This is a genomic window from Streptomyces sp. H27-H5, assembly GCF_026627505.1.
In the GTDB taxonomy this organism is placed as follows: domain Bacteria; phylum Actinomycetota; class Actinomycetes; order Streptomycetales; family Streptomycetaceae; genus Streptomyces.
On the sequence record NZ_JAPNLK010000005.1, the window covers coordinates 44,095 to 65,202 of the forward strand.

The 21,108-nt window shown below is 73.8% G+C and carries 16 protein-coding genes; 10 read left to right on the forward strand and 6 right to left on the reverse strand.

The window, feature by feature from the left end; all coding sequences use genetic code 11:
• The first annotated feature begins 52 nt into the window (after nucleotides 1-52).
• The 3 genes from OTB19_RS03380 to OTB19_RS03390 are packed head-to-tail and all read left to right on the forward strand — an operon-like array spanning nucleotide 53 to nucleotide 4,659.
• Complete coding sequence (locus tag OTB19_RS03380; protein ID WP_267796389.1) at nucleotides 53-943, forward strand: oxygenase MpaB family protein; 891 nt, start codon at nucleotides 53-55, stop codon at nucleotides 941-943.
• 27 nt (nucleotides 944-970) lie between these two features.
• Nucleotides 971-3,040 carry a serine/threonine-protein kinase gene (locus tag OTB19_RS03385; protein ID WP_267796390.1) on the forward strand — a complete coding sequence of 690 codons (2,070 nt, stop codon included), beginning with the start codon at nucleotides 971-973 and terminating at the stop codon, nucleotides 3,038-3,040.
• Nucleotides 3,037-4,659: an NAD(P)/FAD-dependent oxidoreductase gene (locus tag OTB19_RS03390; RefSeq protein WP_324290500.1), complete on the forward strand. Its 1,623-nt coding sequence runs from the start codon at nucleotides 3,037-3,039 to the stop codon at nucleotides 4,657-4,659. Before OTB19_RS03385 ends, OTB19_RS03390 begins: the two co-directional genes overlap by 4 nt.
• 6 nt (nucleotides 4,660-4,665) lie before the next feature.
• Here OTB19_RS03390 and OTB19_RS03395 read toward each other — a convergent pair whose 3' ends face one another.
• Together OTB19_RS03395 and OTB19_RS03400 are read right to left on the reverse strand one after the other, a co-directional pair.
• Nucleotides 4,666-5,112 (reverse strand): nitroreductase family deazaflavin-dependent oxidoreductase, encoded by a 447-nt coding sequence (locus tag OTB19_RS03395; RefSeq protein WP_267796391.1) that lies wholly within the window; start codon nucleotides 5,110-5,112, stop codon nucleotides 4,666-4,668.
• Between the two features lie 74 nt (nucleotides 5,113-5,186).
• Complete coding sequence (locus tag OTB19_RS03400; protein WP_267796392.1) at nucleotides 5,187-6,416, reverse strand: FAD-dependent monooxygenase; 1,230 nt, start codon at nucleotides 6,414-6,416, stop codon at nucleotides 5,187-5,189.
• 73 nt (nucleotides 6,417-6,489) lie between these two features.
• Here OTB19_RS03400 and OTB19_RS03405 point away from each other — a divergent pair, with 73 nt between their 5' ends.
• Complete coding sequence (locus OTB19_RS03405; RefSeq protein ID WP_267796393.1) at nucleotides 6,490-7,089, forward strand: TetR/AcrR family transcriptional regulator; 600 nt, start codon at nucleotides 6,490-6,492, stop codon at nucleotides 7,087-7,089.
• 90 nt (nucleotides 7,090-7,179) lie between these two features.
• Here the strand turns inward: OTB19_RS03405 and OTB19_RS03410 are convergent, their stop codons facing one another.
• On the reverse strand, nucleotides 7,180-9,093 hold the full coding sequence (locus tag OTB19_RS03410) for a serine hydrolase domain-containing protein (protein ID WP_267796394.1): 1,914 nt from the start codon (nucleotides 9,091-9,093) through the stop codon (nucleotides 7,180-7,182).
• Nucleotides 9,094-9,239: 146 nt separating this feature from the next.
• Here OTB19_RS03410 and OTB19_RS03415 point away from each other — a divergent pair, with 146 nt between their 5' ends.
• From OTB19_RS03415 to OTB19_RS03425, 3 genes are all read left to right on the forward strand, one after another.
• Nucleotides 9,240-10,346, forward strand: a complete 1,107-nt coding sequence (locus OTB19_RS03415; RefSeq protein WP_267796395.1) for an NAD(P)H-dependent flavin oxidoreductase — start codon at nucleotides 9,240-9,242, stop codon at nucleotides 10,344-10,346.
• 33 nt (nucleotides 10,347-10,379) lie between these two features.
• On the forward strand, nucleotides 10,380-11,936 hold the full coding sequence (locus tag OTB19_RS03420) for an acyl-CoA synthetase (protein WP_267796396.1): 1,557 nt from the start codon (nucleotides 10,380-10,382) through the stop codon (nucleotides 11,934-11,936).
• A 182-nt stretch (nucleotides 11,937-12,118) separates the two neighbouring features.
• Nucleotides 12,119-13,258 (forward strand): calcium:proton antiporter, encoded by a 1,140-nt coding sequence (locus OTB19_RS03425; protein ID WP_267796398.1) that lies wholly within the window; start codon nucleotides 12,119-12,121, stop codon nucleotides 13,256-13,258.
• A gap of 68 nt (nucleotides 13,259-13,326) precedes the next feature.
• Here the strand turns inward: OTB19_RS03425 and OTB19_RS03430 are convergent, their stop codons facing one another.
• Nucleotides 13,327-15,756 (reverse strand): penicillin acylase family protein, encoded by a 2,430-nt coding sequence (locus tag OTB19_RS03430; protein ID WP_267796488.1) that lies wholly within the window; start codon nucleotides 15,754-15,756, stop codon nucleotides 13,327-13,329.
• A 163-nt stretch (nucleotides 15,757-15,919) separates the two neighbouring features.
• Here OTB19_RS03430 and OTB19_RS03435 point away from each other — a divergent pair, with 163 nt between their 5' ends.
• Nucleotides 15,920-17,515 (forward strand): fatty acyl-CoA synthetase, encoded by a 1,596-nt coding sequence (locus OTB19_RS03435; protein WP_267796399.1) that lies wholly within the window; start codon nucleotides 15,920-15,922, stop codon nucleotides 17,513-17,515.
• 191 nt (nucleotides 17,516-17,706) lie between these two features.
• Here OTB19_RS03435 and OTB19_RS03440 read toward each other — a convergent pair whose 3' ends face one another.
• On the reverse strand, nucleotides 17,707-18,528 hold the full coding sequence (locus OTB19_RS03440) for a YhjD/YihY/BrkB family envelope integrity protein (RefSeq protein ID WP_267796401.1): 822 nt from the start codon (nucleotides 18,526-18,528) through the stop codon (nucleotides 17,707-17,709).
• 128 nt (nucleotides 18,529-18,656) lie between these two features.
• Entirely contained in the window at nucleotides 18,657-19,958 is a 1,302-nt protein-coding gene (gene paaK, locus OTB19_RS03445; RefSeq protein ID WP_267796402.1) for a phenylacetate--CoA ligase PaaK, read from the reverse strand.
• A 256-nt stretch (nucleotides 19,959-20,214) separates the two neighbouring features.
• Between paaK and OTB19_RS03450 the strand changes: the two genes are divergently transcribed.
• A complete protein-coding gene (locus OTB19_RS03450; RefSeq protein WP_267796403.1) occupies nucleotides 20,215-20,667 on the forward strand; it encodes a DUF7144 family membrane protein in 453 nt (150 codons plus the stop codon).
• A gap of 167 nt (nucleotides 20,668-20,834) precedes the next feature.
• Nucleotides 20,835-21,050, forward strand: coding sequence for a hypothetical protein (locus OTB19_RS03455; protein WP_267796404.1), 216 nt, complete (start codon nucleotides 20,835-20,837; stop codon nucleotides 21,048-21,050).
• The last annotated feature ends 58 nt before the right edge of the window (nucleotides 21,051-21,108 follow it).

A 21,108-nucleotide genomic window follows, 5' to 3' on the forward strand; every position in this document is an offset into this window, starting at 1 on the left:
CGGACGTTCCACGAGGAGACTCTCGCGCACGACGAGCGGCGGAGGTGTCGAGATGGCGACGAGCGGCGCACCCGATCCCGGGCTGTACGGCCCCGGATCCGTCACCTGGCAGTGCCACGGGGACCCGATGATGTGGATCGCCGGGGTCCGCGCACTGTACCTCCAGGCCCTGCACCCGCTCGCGGTCCGCGGGGTCATGGAGAACAGCGACTTCCGGCGGGACGCGTGGGGCCGGCTGCTGCGCACCGCCGACTTCGTCGGCACCCTCACCTACGGGACCACCGAGGCCGCGGAGCACGCCGGCGCCCGGGTGCGCGGGATCCACCGGAAACTGTCCGCCACGGACCTCGCCACCGGCGCGCGGGTCCCGGTGGACGACCCGGGGCTGCTGCTGTGGGTGCACTGCGCGCAGATCGACAGCTTCCTGCACGTCCTGCGCCGCTCGGGCCTTCCCCTCACCGCCGACCAGGCCGACCGGTACGTGGACGAGAACCGCGTCAACGCCCGCCTCGTCGGGTTGGACCCCGCCGAGGTCCCCGCCGACACCACCGCCCTCGCGGCCTACTTCGAACGGATCCGGCCGGAACTCGCGGCCGGCCCCGACGCGCGGGCCGTGGACGACTTCCTGCGGGGCCCGCCCGTCCATCCCCTCCTCGTGCCTGGCCGAAACCTGCTGTGGCGCCCCCTGGCCGGGCTCGCCTACGGATCGCTCCCCGGATACGCGCACCGGCTGTACGGCAGACCCGCCCCCGCCCCACGAGTCGTCACCCGTCACCTGCGTCTCACCGGACGCGTCCTGCGCGGCATTCCCGCAGGTCTGCGTTGGCAACTCCCACCAGGTCACATCTTGAAAGCGATGCGTCGCATGGGCCCCGATACCCGCCCCTCGGCGTACACACTGCGTAGGTCAGCGGCCATACTGGACTGGCCGGGGAGGGCGTAGCACGACACACGGGGGCGGCTTCAAGACATGGCGGAGTCCAGACTGATCCAGGGCCGGTACCGGTCGCTCGACCTGATCGGTCGCGGCGGCATGGGCGAGGTCTGGCGGGCCCGGGACGAGTCGCTGGGGCGGCAGGTCGCGGTCAAGTGCCTCAAGCCCCCGGGGCCCGAGCAGGACGGCCACTTCACGCAGGTGCTGCGCGAGCGCTTCCGCCGCGAGGCGCGGGTGGCGGCCTCCCTCCAGCACCGCGGTGTGACGGTCGTCCACGACTTCGGCGACGACAGCGCCGCCGGCGGCCCCCTCTACCTCGTCATGGAACTCTTGGAGGGGCGCAACCTCAGCCAACTGCTGGAGGACAACGAGGCGCGTCCGCTCCCCGTCGACGTGGTCCTCGACGTCGCGGAACAGATGGCCGCGGCCCTCGGCTACACCCACGACCAGGGCGTGGTCCACCGTGACCTGAAGCCCGCCAACATCATGCGCCTCACCGACGGCACGGTGAAGATCTGCGACTTCGGCATCGCCCGCCTCGCCCACGACATCGGCTTCACGGCCAAGCTGACCGGCGGCGGCATGGCCATGGGAACCCCGCACTACATGTCGCCCGAGCAGATCGCGGGCGGCGAGGTCGACCACAGCAGCGACCTCTACTCCCTCGGCTGCGTCCTGTACGAGATCGCCACCGGCGCCCCGCCCTTCGACCTCGGCGACTCCTGGTCCGTGCTGGTCGGACACCGCGACACCCTCCCCGTCCCGCTGCGCGAGCACCGCCCCGAGCTGCCCGAACACTTCGAGCGGCTGGTCCTCGACCTGCTCGCCAAGCGTCCCGAGGACCGGCCCGGCGACGCACGCCACCTGCACCGCCGGCTCGTCGAGGCCCGGCTGGGCCCCGGTGGGACGGTGGGCGCCCCGGCCCCGCTTCCCGCGTGGGCGGCGGGGATGACCGCCGGGCGCAAGGCCGGCCTCGACGCCCGCCGCGCGAGCGGGGAGTGGGCCGTGCTCACCGGCTCCTGGACGGCGATCCGCGCCGACGGGACCCGGCCGATCGTGCGGCCCGACGCCGCCGCGGACCCGCGGCTCACCGCCGCCTACGGGCTCCCGCGCGCCCCGTCACCCGAGCCGGGCGACCCCGACCACCCCGACGTACTGGCCGCCGGACACACCCGCGCGTTCACCCTCAGCCGCGCCGGCCGGCCCGAGGAGGCGCTCGCCGCGTACGCGACCGTCGCCCGCGGCCGGGCCCGCGCGCTCGGCCCCGACCACCCCGACACCCTCGCCGCCCGCCAGGAGGAGGCGTACGAACTGGGCCGGCTCGGACGCCACCGCGAGGCGTACGAGGTCTACGGCGCGGTGCTCGCCGCCCGGGCCCGCACCATGGGCCCGCGCCACCCCGACACCCTGCGCTGCCGCCACAACCTGGCCTGCGCCATGGGCGCCCTCGGCCGGTACGCGGACGCCCACCGGATCGCCGCCGAGGTCGCCGCCGACCGCGCGGAGGTCCTGGGAGCCGAGCACGCCGACACGCTCCTCACCCGCTACGAGGTCGCCTACGCCCTGGGCCGCCTCGACCGCTGGGAGGACGCGTTGGCCGCGTTCCGGCAGGTCGCCGCGGTACGCGAACGCGTCCTCGGCCGCGACCACCCCGACGCCCTCGCCGCCCGCTACGAGGTCGCCATCGCGCTGGGCCGCACCGGACGCCCCGCGGACGCCGTCGAACTGCTGCGGACCCTGGTCCGCGACCGCACCCGTGCCTACGGGGCGGTCGACCCCGAGACCCTGCGCGCCCGGCACGTCCTCGGCGTCAACCTGGGCCGGCTGGAACGCTGGGACGAGGCGGTGGCCGAGGCCCGCGAGGTGGGCGGGGCGCGCGCGGAGAGCCTCGGCCCCGAGCATCCCGACACGCTGGTGAGCCGGCGGGAACTCGCCGTCGGGCTGGGCCGGCTGGGTCGATGGGACGAGGCGCTGCCCATCTACCGGGAACTCTCCGGCATCCGCGAACGGTCCCTGGGCGACGAACACCCCGACACCGCGCTCGCCCACGCCGACGAGGCACACTGTCTGGAGCGGCTCGGCCAGGTGTGCTACCAAGAACCATGACCACCTCCGCGGGCTTCCGACAGGGCGACGGACAGGGCGACGGGCAGCGCATCGGGCAGGGCCCACGGCGGGCCGTGTACGACGCGGTGATCGTGGGTGGCGGGCACAACGGCCTGGTGGCCGCCGCCTACCTGGCCCGCGCGGGCAAGTCCGTACTGGTCCTGGAACGCCTCGGACACATCGGCGGTGCCGCCGTCTCCACGCGCCCCTTCGCGGGCGTGGACGCCAGACTCTCGCGCTACTCCTACCTCGTCTCCCTGCTTCCGGTGAAGATCGTGCGGGAGCTGGGGCTGCGCTTCGAGGTCCGACGCCGCACGATCTCCTCGTACACACCGGTCGAGCGCGCCGGCCGGCCGGGCGGACTGCTCGTCGGCGGCGGCGAGGCCCGTACCCGGGAGTCCTTCGCGCGGTTGACCGGCTCCGACCGGGAGTACGACAACTGGCGCGCCTTTTACGGGACCACGGCGGAGGTCGCCCGCACGGTGTTCCCGACCCTGACCGAGCCGCTCCCCACCCGGGAGGAACTGCGCGCCCGGGTCGGTGACGACGCCGCGTGGCGGATGCTGTTCGAGGAACCCTTGGGTGTCGCGGTCGAGCGGAACTTCACCGACGACCTCGTGCGGGGCGTGGTGCTGACCGACGGACTGATCGGTACCTTCGCGGACGCCCACGACCCCTCGCTCGCGCAGAACCGCTGCTTCCTCTACCACGTCATCGGCGGCGGGACCGGCGACTGGGACGTGCCCGTCGGCGGCATGGGCGCGCTCACCGACGCCCTGGCCGAGGCCGCGCTGACGGCCGGCGCCGAGATCGCCACCGGCCACGAGGCCCTGCGGATCGACACCGACGGCGCCGGGCCGGCCGAGGTGAGGTACCGGACCGCGACGTCGGAGGGAGCCGTCGCCGCGGCGACCGTGCTCGTCAACGCCTCGCCCCGGGCGCTGGCGGAACTGCTGGGCCGGCCCCCGGTCGAGGCGCCGGCGGAAGGCGCCCAGCTCAAGGTCAACATGCTGCTGAGCCGGCTGCCCCGGCTGCGCGACGCGTCGGTGGACCCGCGCGAGGCCTTCGGGGGAACCTTCCACATCGCCGAGGGGTACGAGCAGCTCGGCCGGGCCTACGCCGAGGCCGCCACCGGCGAACTGCCCTCCGTACCGCCCTCGGAGATCTACTGCCACTCGCTGACCGACCCCACGATCCTGGGGCGGGACCTCGTGGAGCGGGGCTACCAGACCCTCACCCTCTTCGGCCTGCACACCCCGGCCCGGCTGTTCGAGAAGGACAACCGGGGCACGCGCGAGGTGCTGCTGGCCGGCACCCTCGCGCAACTCGACGCGCACCTGGCCGAGCCGCTCACCGAATGCCTGGCCCTCGACGCGGACGGGCGGCCCTGCATCGAGGCCAAGACCCCGCTCGACCTGGAACGCGAACTGCGCCTGCCCGGCGGTCACATCTTCCACCGCGACCTGTCCTGGCCGTACGAGGACGGCCGCGAGGCGGGGCGGTGGGGCGTGGAGACCGAGTACGCCAACGTGCTGCTGTGCGGGGCGGGCGCGGTGCGCGGCGGCGGGGTCAGCGGGGTCCCCGGCCACAACGCGGCGATGGCCGTGCTGGGACGCTGACCCCCGCTACGGGGCGACGGGCTCGATGACCACGATCGGGATCTCCCGGTCCGTCTTGGCCTGGTACTCGTCGTAGGCGGGCCAGTGCCCGACCATCAGCGGCCAGAACCCGGCGCGTTCCTCGGGCGTCGCGGTGCGCGCGATGCCCTGGACGATCTTCGGGCCGACCTGGATCCGCACCTCGGGGTGGGCGGTCAGGTTCCGGTACCAGAGCGGGTGCGCGGTGTCGCCGCCCTTGGACGCGACGACGAGGTAACGCCCCGCATCCTCGCCGTAGATGAGCGGCGTGCGCACCGGATCGCCGGAGACCCGGCCGACGGTGGTGAGCAGGAGGGTCTGGGTGCCGTTCCAGAACCGGCCCTCGGCGCCGCGGGAGGCCACGTACTGCTTGACGTGGTCCAGCTGCCAGCCGGGCTTGGGGTCGTTGGGGTGGTCCCAGTCGATGTCGCTCATGGGGGCTGTCCTGCCTTCGGTGTCGAACGGTGATCGAACCTCAACAACGACTGCCAACGGCCCGGGGCACGCTTTCATGCCGCGAACGGGGCACGCGCAGGGGCCGGAAGCTCCGGCAGGGTGAACCCGTCGAACAGGTCGTCCAGCGCCCGCCGGGCCACGCGGGCCGGAGTGGCGCGCACGGCGAGGTCGCGTGCCGCCACCGCGAGCGGGTGGGTGAGCGCGGCGATCCGTCCGGCGCGACGGGCCCGCACCCGAAGGACGTCGGTACGGGCGCCGCGGGCCGCGTCGTAGGCGGCGAGGGCGGCCGTGACGTCCGGCCCGTCCAACAGGTGGGCGAGCACCACCGCGTCCTCGATCGCCTGGCAGCCGCCCTGGCCGAGGTTGGGCGTCATGGCGTGCGCGGCGTCGCCGATCCAGACCAGGCGGCCCAGGTGGTGGCGGGGGAGCGGGGCGGCCAGGTCGTACAGGTCGTGCCGGAGCACGGCCGCCGGGTCGATCCGTTCCAGCAGCGCCGGGATCGGGTCGTGCCAGGTGCGGAAGCGGCGCAGGAGTTCCGCGCGGACGTCCGTCGGCCGCCGGTCCTCGGGGACCACGGCGGTGGCGTAGACGTAGACCCGGCCGTCGGCGAGCGGGACCGTGCCGAAGCGCTCGCCGCGCCCCCAGGTCTCGGCCGCCACGGCGTCCGCGACGGGACGCACGCCGTCGGGCGCCGCCGCCAACACGGTGCGCCACGCGGTTTCCCCGCTGTACCGCAACCCGGGATGGTGCGGGAAGTACCGGCGGCGCAGCGGGCTGTGGATGCCGTCGGCCGCGACGACGAGGTCGGCGGGCAGCTCCGCCCCGTCGGCGGTCCGCACCACGGGGCGTTCGTGCCCGCCCCGCGTCGCGTTCCCGTCGGACTGCTCCACGGAGGTGACGGCGGTCCCGTACCGGATCGTGCCGGCGGGGAGGGCGGCGGCCAGGGCCGTCGTGAGGGATCGGCGGTGCACGGCGAGCGGGGGTCGCCCGTACCGGGCCGCCATCGCGGCGGTGTCGGCGCGACTCAGCCAGCTTCCATCGGGCCGGCGCACGCCCATCGCCGCGGCGACCGTCCGGCCCGCGGCCCGCCCCGCGTCGAAGCCGATGACGTCGAGGGCGCGCAGGGCGTTGGGTGCCAGGACGATCCCGGCGCCGACGGCGGACGGCCCCGGGGCGCGCTCGCAGACCGTCACCCGCCATCCCTTGCGGTGCAGGGCCACCGCCGCGGTCAGCCCGCCGATGCCCGCACCCGCCACGACCACGTGACGCCCGCTGTCCGTCATGGCACACCTCTCCGTACCGAACCCTCTACAGTTGTAGAGGAATGGCCCCACTCTACAGCTGTAGAGTGGGGCCATGTCCACCCCCGAACGCGCGGCCGACCGCAGGACCCTCATCGCCGACACCGCGATCGCCCTCGTGGCCGACGGCGGCCTGCGCGGCCTGACCCACCGGGCCGTCGACGGCGCGGCCGGGCTTCCGGCGGGCAGCACCTCGTACTACTTCCGCACGCGGACCGCGCTGATCGGCGCCTGCTACGCGCGCCTCGCCGAGCTGGACCTCGCCGACTTCGACGGCGGGGCCGCCCCCGCCCTCCCGGGCCGCCCGGACCGGGACACCGTCGCGGCGGCGCTCGCCGCACTGCTGCACCGCTGGCTCACCACCGGCCGCGCCCGCCAACTCGCCCGCTTCGAACTCAGCCTGGAAGCGGCTCGCAACCCGGAGCTGGAGAGCGAGTTCCACCGCGCCGGACTCGGCGCGCGGGCCCGCGCGGCGGGCATCCTCGCGGCGCTCGGGGCGCGCCGGCCCGAGGAGTCCGCGGAACTGCTCGTCGCCTGGACCGACGGGCTGCTGTACGACCGGCTGGTCGGGGCGATGGCCCGCTCCCGACCGGCCCCCGAGACCGCCGAACTGACCGCCGTGGCACGCCGGATGATCGACGCGGTACTCACCTGATCCGCTCGCGCCCCGCCCGCCGGACGGCCCGCCCGGGGCGCGGCGGCGGACCATCCCGGCAGGGCGGCGGCCCGCGCCGGCCCGGCACGGTCAGTCGGTCGAACGCGTCCACCCCTCGGCCTCGATGCGGCCGGCGTCGTCGGGGCGGTCCTCGGCGAAGAGCAGGCGGGCGGGTTCGGCGACCCGGACGACGTCCACGTACACCCCCCGGCCGACGTAGCGGCCGGTCGCCTCGTGGCGCACGCGCAGCCGGACCTCGCGGCCGGCCCAGGCCGTCAACGGGGCCTCCAGGCGGTGCCAGACACGGCCCGACCACCCGCCGGCGGCGCCCCGGGGCCACTGCTCGGCGGCACCACCGGTGGACCGCACGGTGCTGAACGCCACCGGTTCCCAGCTCTGCCCGTCCGCCGAGGCCTCCAGATGGAAGGCGCCCTCGCCTGGCACGGTGTCCCACCACACCGCGCAGCGCAGCCGGGCGGAGGCCGTGGTCGGGGTGAGCGGGGGCAGGGTGAGGGTGCCCGACGCGCCCGGGGTGTTCCCCGAGAACCAGGCCGCGCCGCCGTGCCGGGTACGGACGGGCACGGCGCGGGCGAACCGGTTGCCGACCGCGACCCGGGGCGCGCTCCCGGCCCGCCAGGTCCGCACCGGGTGGACGGAGTTCCCGAGCAGGATCAGGAAGGAGTCGGTGGACGGGTCCAGGACCAGGGACGTGCCGGTGAACCCGGTGTGGCCGGCGGAGTGCGGGGTGGCCATGGCCCCCATGTACCAGTGCTGGTAAAGCTCGAAGCCCAAGCCGTGGTCGTGGCCGGGGAACGCGGTGTTGTAGTCGGTGAACAGCAGTTCCACGGAGGCGGGGCGCAGGATGCGCCGACCCGCGTAGACCCCGCCGTCGAGCAGGGTGCGAGCCAGGACGGCCAGGTCCCAGGCGGTCCCGAAGACGCCCGCGTGACCGGCGACCCCGCCGAGGGCGTACGCGTTCTCGTCGTGGACCTCGCCCCACACCAACCCCCGGTCCAGCCCCGACCAGGGCGGCCGCTGGATCTCGGTGGCGGCGGTGACGCGGCGCCACGAGAGCGGTGGGTTGTAACGAGTGCGGTGCATCCCGAGCGGAGCGGTGATCTCGTCGTGGAGCAGGACACCCAGAGTGCGACCGGTGATCCGTTCCAGGAGCAGTTGCAGCGCGATGAGGTTCAGGTCGGAGTAGCGGTACACCGTCCCGGGCGTGTCCTGTGGCCGCACCGACCACAGGAGTCGCAGCCGGCCCTCCCGCGTGGACTCCTGGTAGAAGGGCGCCCAGGACCGCAGCCCCGAGGTGTGGGTCAACAACTGACGGACCGTGACGAGTTCCTTGCCCCCGCCGGTGAACTCCGGCAGGTACCGGTCCACCGGGGCCTCCAGCTCCAGTCGGCCGCGCTCCATCTGCTGCACGGCCAGCAGCGAGGTGAACAGCTTCGTCAGCGAGGCCAGGTCGAAGACCGTGTCCTCCGCCATCGGGATCCGCTCGGCCGCCGGGTACTCCCTGACCCGGTCGAGGCGCCCGTCGTAGTCCGCGTACCGGACCGCGTCGCCCATGGCCCGGTGCAGCGCCACGGTCCGGCCGCGACCGGCGAGGACCACCGCCCCCGCGTAGTACGGATGCTCGGGGGAGGGGCCCAGGAACCTGCGCGCCTCGTCCGCCACTCCTTCGAGGTGCCTCTCCAGCAGTCCGGCCTGACGGGCGGACCCGTAGCGCAGCCGCAGTCCCTGGAGGGCGCGCCGTTCGACCGGGTTCCCGTGGGCCCCCGCGGCCCCGGGCAGCGCCGCCTGGAGGACGAGCACCCCGCCGAGGGCGAGGAGGCGGGCACCCAGGCGCCGCCGACTCGGCCCACCGCTCGCGCTCGCGCCGCCGCTCCCGCATCCCCTCGCGCCACTGCTCTCGCGCGCGACCCCGCTCGTGCCCTCGCCCGCGTCGTCCTCCGCGACGCTCGCGCCACCACCGCCGACCGCCCCCGTGAGCTCGTTCATGACCGGTCCTCCTGTCCGCCGTCGCACCCTCACGAAGTATCTGCCCGCCCGCCGCGCACCCCCCGCACGGACCGCCCTGCAAAGAATCTGACACAGCATCAGAAAACCTCTTCCCTCGTCCGCCAGGCTGCGGCATCCTCACGCCCATGGAGACGGAGCTGAGCAGGAAACTGGGAGCCGAGCACGCCATCTTCGGCTTCACGCCCTTCCCGGCGGTGGCCGCGGCCATCACCCGGGCGGGCGGCTTCGGGGTACTCGGCGCGGTCCGCTACACCGCTCCCGACGACCTCAAGCGCGACCTCGACTGGATGCAGGACCACACCGACGGAAGGCCCTACGGCCTCGACGTGGTCATGCCGGCCAGGAAGGCCGTCGACGGCATCAGCGAGGCCGACATCGAGGCGATGATCCCCGCCGGACACCGGGCCTTCGTCCGCGACACCCTCGCCAAGCACCACGTACCCGAACTCGCCGAAGGCGAGGCCTCCGGCTGGCGCATCACCGGCTGGATGGAACAGGTCGCCCGCAACCAGCTCGACGTCGCCTTCGACTACCCGATCAAACTCCTCGCGAACGCGCTCGGATCCCCGCCGGCCGACGTCATCGAGCGCGCCCACGACCACGGCGTCCTCGTCGCCGCCCTCGCCGGCAGCGCCAAACACGCACGCCGGCACGCCGAGGCGGGCATCGACATCGTCGTCGCCCAGGGCTACGAGGCCGGCGGGCACACGGGCGACATCGCCACCATGGTCCTGGTCCCCGACATCGTCGACGCCGTCGCGCCGCTCCCCGTCCTCGCCGCCGGAGGCATCGGCAGCGGCGAACAGATCGCCGCCGGCCTCGCCCTCGGCGCCCAGGGCGCCTGGCTGGGTTCGCTCTGGCTCACCACGACCGAGGCCGACCTGCACTCCCGCGCCCTCACCGAGAAGTTGCTGGCGGCCGAATCCGGCGACACCGTCCGCTCCCGCGCCCTCACGGGCAAGCCCGCCCGCCAACTGCGCACCGAGTGGACCGACGCCTGGGACGACCCGGACGGCCCCGGAGCACTGCCCATGCCCCTCCAGGGACTCCTCGTCGCCGAGGCCGTGTCCCGCATCCAGAAGTACGAGGTCCAGCCGCTGCTGGGCACGCCCGTCGGCCAGATCGTCGGCCGGATGAACTCGGAACGCAGTGTCCAGGCCGTCTTCGACGACCTGACCCGCGGCTTCGAACGCGCCATCGACCGCATCAACCGCATCGCCGGCCGGGCCTGAGGCGCGCGGCGCCCGAGAGGAGCGAGCAGCAGCATGAGCGACGGACAACCCCCCAACGGCTTCTGGGCCCAGGCGGCCGCCGACCCCGACCGCACGGTCCTGATCACCCCCGAGGGCGAGACGTGGACGGCGGCCCGCCTGCACGCCGACGTCAACCGGCTCGTCCACGGCCTGCGCGCGGCCGGCCTGGAGAAGGGCGACGTCTTCGCCGTCGTCCTCCCCAACGGCGTCGAGTTCTTCACCGCCTACCTCGCGGCCTCCCAGGCCGGTTTCTACCTCGTCCCGGTCAACCACCACCTCGTCGGCCCCGAGATCGCCTGGATCGTCTCCGACTCCGGCGCCAAGGTCCTGATCGCCCACGAGCGCTTCGCCGACGCCGCCACCGCCGCGGCCGACGAGGCGGGCCTGCCCGCGAGCGGGCGCTACGCCGTCGGGACCGTCAAGGGCTTCCGCCCCTACGCGCACCTCCTCGACGGGCAGCCCGGAACACCCCCGTCGGACCGCACCCTCGGCTGGGTGATGAACTACACCTCCGGCACCACCGGTCGCCCGCGCGGCATCCGCCGGCCGCTGCCCGGAAAGCTCCCGGAGGAGACGTACCTCGGCGGCTTCCTCGGCATCTTCGGCATCCGTCCCTTCGACGACAACGTCCACCTCGTCTGCTCGCCGCTCTACCACACGGCGGTCCTGCAGTTCGCCGGAGCCTCCCTGCACATCGGGCACCCGCTCGTCCTCATGGACAAGTGGACCCCGCGGGAGATGCTGCGGCTCATCGACCACCACGCCTGCACCCACACGCACATGGTCCCCACCCAGTTCCACCGGCTCCTCGCACTGCCCCAGGAGGTCAAGGACGCGTACGACGTGTCCTCCATGCGGCATGCCATCCACGGCGCCGCCCCCTGCCCCGACCACGTCAAACGGGCGATGATCGACTGGTGGGGCGGGTGCGTGGAGGAGTACTACGCGGCCAGCGAGGGCGGGGGCGCCTTCGCGACGGCCGAGGACTGGCTCAAGAGGCCGGGAACGGTCGGCAAGGCCTGGCCGATCAGCGAACTCGCCATCTTCGACGACGACGCGCGGCGGCTGGCCCCCGGCGAACTGGGGACCGTCTACATCAAGATGAACGCCGGCGGTTTCAGCTACCACAAGGACGAGGGCAAGACGCGCAAGAACCGCATCGGCGACTTCTTCACGGTCGGAGACCTCGGCCTGATGGACGAGGAGGGCTACCTCTTCCTCCGCGACCGCAAGATCGACATGATCATCTCGGGCGGCGTCAACATCTACCCGGCCGAGATCGAGTCCGCCCTGCTCACGCACCCCGCCGTCGCCGACGCCGCCGCCTTCGGCATCCCGCACGCGGACTGGGGCGAGGAGGTCAAGGCCGTCATCGAACCCGCCGAGGGCTTCGAGGCGGGTGACGCGCTGGCCGCCGAGATCCTCCACCACTGCGAGCGGCAACTGGCCGGCTACAAGCGCCCCAAGAGCGTGGACTTCATCGAGACCATGCCGCGCGACCCCAACGGCAAGCTGTACAAGCGCCGGCTGCGCGACCCGTACTGGGAGGGCCAGGCGCGCGCGATGTGAACCGTCGGAGCCGTCCGCCGGGCCCCTGGCCGCCGCGAACCGTCCCCGGGCGTCGGCCGGGCGCCGGGGGCGGCCGTACGGTTGCTCGCCACGCCCGGGGATCTCGTGAGAAATGCCACGTCAAGGCCCTGAGGGCAGGGGTTGGGCCGCACCGGGCGGACAGTTCTGGCAACTTGGCTGATATGAGTACGGCAACGCACAGATCGCCCCTGACCGACTGGACCGTCGTGGTCCCCGTGGTGGCCCTGATCGCCCTCGTCTTCAGTTGGGGACGCGATCTGCCCGGACTCGCCGTGGTGCTCGTCTCCCTCTGCCTCGGCGGCGCCGTGCTCGCGGCGGTCCACCACGCCGAGGTCGTGGCCCACCGGGTGGGCGAACCGTTCGGTTCCCTGGTCCTCGCCGTCGCCGTCACCGTCATCGAAGTGGCGCTGATCGTCACGCTGATGGCCGACGGCGGCCCCAAGACCGCCTCCCTGGCCCGGGACACCGTCTTCGCGGCCGTCATGATCACCTGCAACGGCATCGTCGGCCTGTCCCTCCTCGTCGGAGCACTGCGCAACCGCGTCGCCGTCTTCAACGCCGAGGGCTCCGGCGCGGCCCTCGCCACCGTCGCCACCCTCGCCACCCTCAGCCTCGTGCTGCCCACCTTCACCACCTCGAAGCCGGGACCTGAGTTCTCCACCGCCCAGCTGACCTTCGCGGCCTGTGCCTCACTCGCCCTCTACGGCCTGTTCGTCGCCGTCCAGACGGTCCGTCACCGCGACTACTTCCTGCCCGTGGACACCAAGCGCCGCCGGGCGGAGGCGGCCCAGGCCGCGGCGGCCGCCGCCGCGGGCGAGGAGGACGAGCACGCGGCCCCGCCCACCTCCCGCGCCGCCCTCATCAGCCTCGGTCTGCTCCTCGTCGCCCTCGTCGCCGTCGTCGGGGACGCCAAGGCCGTCTCCCCGACCATCGAGCGCGGGGTCGCCAACGCCGGACTGCCCAACGCCGTCGTCGGTGTGATCATCGCCCTGCTGGTACTGGCCCCCGAGACCCTGGCCGCCGTCCGCGCCGCCCGCCGCGACCGCGTACAGACCAGCCTCAACCTCGCCTACGGCTCCGCGATCGCCAGCATCGGCCTGACCATCCCGGCCATCGCACTGGCCTCGATCTGGCTCTCCGGGCCGCTGCTGCTCGGCCTCGGCCCGATCCACATGGTGCTGCTCGCCCTCACCGTGGTGGTGAGCGCCCTCACCATCGTGCCCGGCCGGGCCACCCTACTCCAGGGCGGCGTCCACATCGTGCTGCTCGCCGCGTACCTGTTCCTCGCGGTCAGCCCCTGACCGGTCCGCGCGTGCCGCGGCCCCCGGGACGGACACACCGTCCCGGGGGCCGCGCGGATCTCCGGGCGTCAGCGCCGCTCGCGCGGCCACACCACCCTCAGCCCCGGCGAGGTGAGGATGTCCCGCTCGCAGTACCGCGCCTTCACCCACCGCTCCCGCGAGAACAGCGCGGTCTGGTCCGCGTGGTACGGGGAGTTCGGGTTCGAGGACTGGCTGTACGTCAGCAGCGTGCGCGCCACCGGGCAGCCACTGCCGTCCCAACCGACCGCCTGCATGTGGCTGGAGCCGTGCGCGACCTCCGGATAGCCACCGCCCGACGCGTTCCACGGCGCCTCGATCTTGTTCCAGACCCCCAGCGCCTCGGTGCCGCCGCCGACCGGCAGCCTGCGGCCGTCGCGCACCACGAACTGGTGCTCGCCCAGCGGGGCGTCCAGGGCGATCCCCGCCGTCCTCAACTCCACGACCGTGTCCGCGAGCGCCCTGCCGACACCGGGCGCCGCACGGTTCAACGTGTGCGGCGTGCGCACCGGATCGGCCACCGAGAACGGCACCGACCACAGCTCCCTGGCCGGGGTGCTCGCCGTGAGCCTGCGCCAGAACCGGTCGAAGAGCAGTGCGCCCCGACTGGAGCTGTTCGCCGTGCGGTCCCAGCCCGCCAGCACCCCGCAGGCCGCCGAGACGTCCACCGCCGCACCGTCGCTTCCCCTCGCCGTGCCCCCGGGCAGGGCCGCACACGCCTTCGCCGCCTCGGCCGCCGCCAGGTCGCCGGCCGGGACCCGGTTCGCGTACTGCTGCCGCTCCAGATCGGCCACCGTCAGCCGCCCCTTCGCGGCCATCGCCGCCACGTCCTCCAGCGCGCCGCGCGTACGCAGCGAGCGCGGACCGGTGGCCGTGCCCCAGATCCGCTCGTACCCGGTCAGCGGCCGGTCCGCGTTGGCGAGCCAGGCGCTGTCGTTGGAGTTCTCGGCGTACGGGGCGTCACGCAGCGTCGGCGCCCGGCCCGGGCCGAACACCCCCGGCTGTACCGCGTCCGGGTCCGAGCCGAGCGCGCACGCGCCGCGCGAGCCGTCCAGCACGGCCAGCCCCGAGGACGGGTACGTGGCCCGGCCGAGCGGGGTGGAACAGTGCGCGGCGAGTTCGTCGGTGATCCGCGGCAGCACCTGGCTCTGCGTGAAGAGGGTGCCGCCCGCCGAGTCCGCGGCGATCGTGTTGACCCAGGGCAGCCCCTGGGTGCGCCTCAGGGCGTCCTGGATCCCGGCGACCGAACGGGCCTTGCCCAGGGCGAGTGTGGTGTCGGAGCCGCGCAGGTTCCGGGAGTTGGGGTCGTTCAGCGCGTACGCCGTCGTCCTCGTCCAGGGCAGCGGCAGTCCCGCGCCGAGGTCCGCGACGACGGGCCCGTACCGGGTCCACCACTGGCTGCGGGTGACGGACGCCCCGCCCGCGACCGGGACGGTGACCTTCCGCTCGGTCATCCTCTCCGGTTCGCCGTCGACCAGGTAGGACGTGGGGTCGGCCGGGTCGAGGGCCAACTGGTGCAGATTGACCGGGGTTCCGGTGGCGACGGTGTTGCTCCACGCCACCTTGTCGTTGAAGCCGATGTTCACCACGGCGTTGCCGAGCAGCGAGGCACCGGAGACGTTGAGCTCGCCGGGGATGGTCTGCTGCGACTGCCAGAACCGTCGGCCGCCCTGCCAGGGGTAGTGCGGATTGCCCAGGAGCAGACCGCTCCCGGAGGCCGTCGTGGAACCGGCGAAGGCCACCGCGTTGGACCCCATGTCGTACCGGCCGGTGTCGAAGAACCGGCGCGCCGCCTCGGCGGCGGACGCCGGATCGACCTCCGGTCCGGGCTGCGCGCGGGCGCTCGCGCCGGGCGGCCTCGCCCCCGCGATGCCGTCGACGGCGCGCCCCTCGCCGCCGAGGACCGAGACCGCGAAACCGCGCGCGGCCACGTCGGTGGCGGTGACCGGGCGCACCCAGCCCGCGCCCTTGCAGGCCGGGTCGGTGATCTTGTTCTGGGCCAGCCAGGCGTTGTACCCGGCGGCCCATCCCCTCATCAGCTCCCGGACCTCCTTGCCGGGACCCGCCGGAGCCGGGGTGGCCAACAGCTTCTCCACGGTGCCGGAGTCCCGGACCCCCTTGAAGTACAGGTCGCCGGTCAGGTTCGTGGTCGCCGAGGACAGCGAGCCGTCGGGCACGGCGTCCGGGCCGAACCAGCGCGAGCGCTCCCCGGACACGGTCAGGAACCCGTCCGCGAGCACGCAGACCTGGTCGGCGGCCTGGGCCCAACCGGTGCCGAAACCGAGGTGCGCGTAGTCCCGGGCCAGGATGTGGGGGATGCCGTTCTCGGTGTAGCGGATGACGGCGGACAGACCGCCGCCGGACGGACCGCGCTCGACGTCGGCCGAGGCCGCGGCCGCGGCCTGGGGCAACGCGGCCGCGGCGGCGAGCAGCGCGGCCCCGACGAGGGCGACGCGACGACGTAAGGGACGGGTGCGGATGTGCAACGTACCTCCCAAGTGGCCTGTGCTGGGGCGTGATTGCCCGTGAAACAGGCGGTGCTTGCGTGCCCCCACACTCATGCAGGCCACCCGACGATCTGTCAACGTCCCGTTTGGTATCCCGGTTGTTGACCTCGGGTGGGGGAGGGGGAAGGATCGCGCCATGACGCCACAGGGAGCCATGACGCCGGACGGGGCCGTGACGCCGGGGGACGCCTCGACCGCCGCGAATGCCGCGACGACCGGGGGGTCGGGGCGAGCGATCCGAGAGAACACGGTCGACGGGCTGCTCCGCGACAGCGCCCTGCGGGTCCCCGACCGGGTGGCACTGCGCTACCGCGAGCGGACCTGGACGTACGCGGAACTCGACGCGGCCGTCACCACCGGCGCCGCCGTGCTGCGCGAGCGGTACGGCCTGGCCGCCGGCGACCGGGTCGCGACCTACGCCCACAACTGCGACGCCTACGTCCTCGCCTTCCTTGCCTGCGCACGTGCCGGGCTCACGCACGTCCCCGTCAACCAGAACCTCACCGGCGAGGACCTCGCGTACATCCTGGGGAACTGCGCGAGCGCGCTCGTGCTCGCCGACCCGGACCTCGCCGGCCGGATCCCCGCCGGACACGCCGTGCGCGCCCTGCGCGACACCCCGGACTCCTTCCTCGCGGACCTGGCCGAGCCGCTGCCCTTCGTCCCGGACCGGACCGCGGACGCCGTGGTGCAACTGCTCTACACCTCCGGGACCACCGCCCTGCCCAAGGGCGCGATGATGACCCACCGCGCGCTGGCGCACGAGTACGAGAGCGCCATCGTCGCCCTGGACCTGGTCGAGACGGACCGGCCCGTGCACTCGCTGCCCCTCTACCACTCGGCGCAGACGCACGTGTTCCTGCTGCCCTACCTGGCCGTGGGCGCGGAGAACACCGTCCTCGACGCGCCGGTCGCGCAGGAGATCCTCGACCTGGTGGAGACGGGCCGGGCGGACAGTGTCTTCGCCCCGCCGACGGTGTGGATCGCGCTGGCCAACCACCCCGGGTTCGACCGGCGGGACCTGGGCGCGCTGCGCAAGGCCTACTACGGGGCCTCGATCATGCCGGTGCCCGTCCTGGAACGGCTGCGGGCGCGACTGCCCGGGCTCGCGTTCTACAACTGCTTCGGGCAGAGCGAGATCGGCCCGCTGGCCACGGTGCTGGGACCGGACGAACACGAGGGCCGGATGGACTCGTGCGGGCGACCCGTGCGCCACGTCGAGGCCAAGGTCGTCGACGAGGACGGAGCCGACGTCGCGGACGGGGTCGCGGGCGAGGTGGTCTACCGCTCGCCGCAGTTGTGCCTCGGCTACTGGAACGACCCCGAGGCGACCGCGAAGGCCTTCCGGGGCGGCTGGTTCCGCTCCGGGGACCTCGCCGTACGGGACGCGGAGGGCTACTTCACCGTCGTCGACCGGGTGAAGGACGTCATCAACTCGGGCGGGGTGCTGGTCGCCTCCCGTCAGGTGGAGGACGTCCTGTACACCCACCCCGGGGTGGCGGAGGCGGCCGTCGTCGGCCTGCCCGACGAGCGGTGGATCGAGGCGGTCACGGCGGTGGTGGTGCCGCGCGGGGAGGTCACGGAGGCGGAGGTGATGGCGTACGCCCGCGAGAAGCTCGCGCACTTCAAGGCCCCCAAGCGGGTGCTCTTCGTGGACGCGCTGCCCCGCAACGCCAGCGGCAAGATCCTCAAGAGGGAACTCCGGGACCGCTTCGGCGGCCAGGGCGTCTGACGGCCGGCGCGCGGCGGGCCGGGGCGACGGACGGGGCGGCGGGCGGGGCGCGTGGCCCTGGCACACCGCACGCGATCAGCGGTCCTGCCCTGGCTGCTCGGTTACGGCGGCACGAGCCTGCCGCGCTGCGTGCGGGCCCGCCGGGCACGCCGCAGGGAGGGGCGCGGCGGGGGCCGCGGCGCGGACGCCGTCTACTCCGGCGGAAGGCCCGAGCGGTGGAGCCGGCGCAGGGTGAGGCGTTCGTGGAGCAGGCGGCCGACGAGGGCGCCGCCGTACACCACGAAGCCGACCCCGACCAGCCAGGATTGGACGACGAGCAGGGTGCCGAAGGGGCCGTAGGTCACCGCGTTCGAGGCGATCAGCGGGGAGAACACCAGCTGCGAGAAGACCCGGAGACCGAGCAGGCCGATGCTGGTGGCCACCGCTCCCGGGAGCAGGGCGCGCCAGCGGACGCGTCCTCCCAGCAGGAGCCGCTGGGAGGACCAGAAGAACAGCACGGTGCCCGCCAGGTCGGTGATCGTGCCGACCAGGCTGCCGAGCACGTCGTGCGGCGGGGAGGGGATCCCGACGAGCATCGCGAGGTAGCAGACCAGCAGGGCGAGCCACACCACGTGCCGCCACATGGTGTGCCAGCGGGCCGTGGGCAGGTCCCACACCTTCTCGTACCCGGTCTGCACGGCCGAGCCGAACGTCAGGCCGAACACGGCGAGCGCGGCGAGCCCGAAGGCCGTCGTCCGCTCCAGTGCCAGATCGGCGGATCCGAACAGCACCTCGACCCGGGCCCGCGAGGAAGCCGTCACGCCCAGCGCCTGGCCCAGCCAGCGGCCGAAGCCGTAACCACTGCCGGGGGCGGCGGCCGCGACGACCACCAGCAGCGGCACCAGCGTGAGGAACCCGAGGGCGGCGAAGCCCATCGCCCGGTGCATCAGCTCCATCTGACGACCCCGGCTCCAGGCCAGACCGGCGAGGGAGGCCTGGAGGCGGTCGTGCAGCGGCCGGGGCTTCGGGGTCACGCACACTGGCCTACCCGGGAGGACCGGGGGCCCTCCCGCGCGCACCCGCAAGTGGGCCCGAAGGGGTGGTTTCCGGCCTCCACGCGGCTGACGGGGCCGCGCGGCCCCGCGCCGAGCCGTCCCGGTGCCTACGGTCTGGTGCGCAGGTCCCGTACCCGCTTGATCTTGCCCACCGAGCGCTCCAGGGTCTCCGGGTCCACCACCTCGACACGGACGGACACCCCGACGCCCTCCTTGACGGCGCGGACCACCTCGGCGGCCGCCGCCTCGCGGCGGTCGCGATCGGTGTCCCGCCGGGCCTCCACCCGCACGGTCAGGGTGTCCAGGCGGCCCTCGTCGGTCAGCCGCAACTGGAAGTGCGGGGCCAGGCCCGGGACGCGCAGCAGGATCTCCTCCACCGCGGTGGGGTAGAGGTTCACCCCCCGCAGGATGATCATGTCGTCGCTGCGGCCGGTGATCTTCTCCATCCGGCGGAAGGCGGGCCGGGCCGTTCCGGGCAACAGCCGTGTCAGGTCCCGGGTCCGGTACCGGATGATCGGCATGGCCTCCTTGGTGAGCGAGGTGAACACCAACTCGCCCGGCTCCCCGTCCGGCAGCACCGCCCCGGTCAACGGGTCGACCACCTCCGGGAAGAAGTGGTCCTCCCAGATGTGCAGGCCGTCCTTGGTCGACGCGAACTCCTGGGCCACGCCCGGTCCCATCACCTCGGACAGGCCGTAGATGTCCACGGCGTCCATGTCCAGCCGCTCCTCGATCTCCCGCCGCATCCCCTCCGTCCACGGCTCCGCACCGAAGATCCCCGTGCGGAGCGAGGTGGAGCGCGGGTCGATGCCCTGGCGTTCCATCTCGTCCAGCAGCGTGAGCATGTAGGACGGGGTCACCATGATGACCTCCGGCCGGAAGTCCTGGATCAGGCGGACCTGGCGGTCGGTCATGCCCCCCGAGGCGGGCACGACCGTACAGCCGAGCCGTTCCGCGCCGTAGTGCGCGCCGAGGCCGCCGGTGAAGAGGCCGTAGCCGTAGGCGACGTGCACGATCTGGCCGGGGCGGCCGCCCGCCGCGCGGATGGACCGGGCCACGACGTCGGCCCAGGTGGACAGGTCCCCCTCGGTGTAGCCGACGACCGTGGGCCGTCCGGTGGTCCCGCTGGAGGCGTGGATGCGCCGCACCTCGGAGCGGGGCACGGCGAACATCCCGAAGGGGTACTGGTCGCGCAGATCGGACTTGGTGGTGAACGGGAAGTGGGCGAGGTCGGCCAGGGACCGGCAGTCGTCCGGATGGAGGCCGGCCTTGTCGAACGCCTGCCGGTAGTGGGGCACGTGGTCGTAGGCGCGGTGCAGGGTCGCGCGCAGTCGCCTCAGCTGGAGAGCGGCCAGCTCGTCGCCGCTCAACCGCTCGCCCTCGTCATGGATGTCCGCGTGCGCTGTCATGCCGTCACCTCATCGCCTGCCAACCGACCGATCATTCGGTAGAGTGCCAGGCCTCCGGCGGTTAAATCAATGACTCGAACGAGTGATCGCCTGATTTCCCGCGGCGTGTGCCCGCACCCGTCGAGCGCCCCCGCCGCCCACCCGGCGCACCGACGCGCCGGCCGGAGTGCCGACGGGGAGCCGCCGTGCCACGCTGAAACAGGGGTTCTCGCCGGTCCTGGCACACCGGGCCGACGCCGCGACCTAGGAGATCGAGATGTCTGGTGACCCCGTCGGACACCGGGCGGGCCACGTGCACACGAGCCCCACGCACGCGCCCGCCTCCGGTACCACCGTCCTGGCAGCAGCCCTGATGATCATCGGCGGGGCGATGGCGATCCTCGAAGGGATCGCCACCGTCGTCAACGACGACCTGTTCGTCGTCACCCGCCACTACGTCTACGAGTTCAGCCGGACCGGCTGGGGCTGGGTCCACATCATCCTGGGCGTGGCCCTCGTCATCGCCGGATGCGCCGTGATCGGCGGCGCCCTGTGGGCACGCTACTTCGGCGTCGCCATCGCCAGCCTCGGGGTGGTGGCCAACTTCCTGTGGCTGCCGTACTACCCCTTGTGGGCCCTTGTGCTGATCGCCGTCAACCTCCTCGTCATCTGGGCGCTGTGCACCGGCATGCACCGCGAGGCGGACGCGGGCCGGGCCGCGACGGTGTGAGCGGGCCGCGCGGCGCCGCCCGGGAACGGGCTTCCCGCAGTCCACGCGGGCACCCGGCCCGGGGGCGTGAGCGCGGGCGGCGCGCCGGCCGGCGGCGTACGGTCGAATCAGGAGCCCCGGCCGAGGAGGCACGCCCCCGGCCGGGAGGCACGAAGGGAGGCGACGGCATGGCCGTCATCGACCCCGCGGTATCGGTACGACTCGGCGCCCCCGGCGCCCGCCGCCTGGTCGGGCTGCTCGCCGAGGTCGCCCACCTGCTGGAGAACCCGGACCCGCTCCGGCTCACCGACGAACAGGCCGCCGCGCTCGGCCAGGGCACGGCCCGCGCCGAGCTGGCGGTCTGGGCCCGCGAACTCGCCGCCGAACTGCGCGCCCAGCTGTAGCCGCCCGAACGGCGTCCGGGGCCGACCGCGCGGCGGACCACCCGGCGGACCGGGTGGT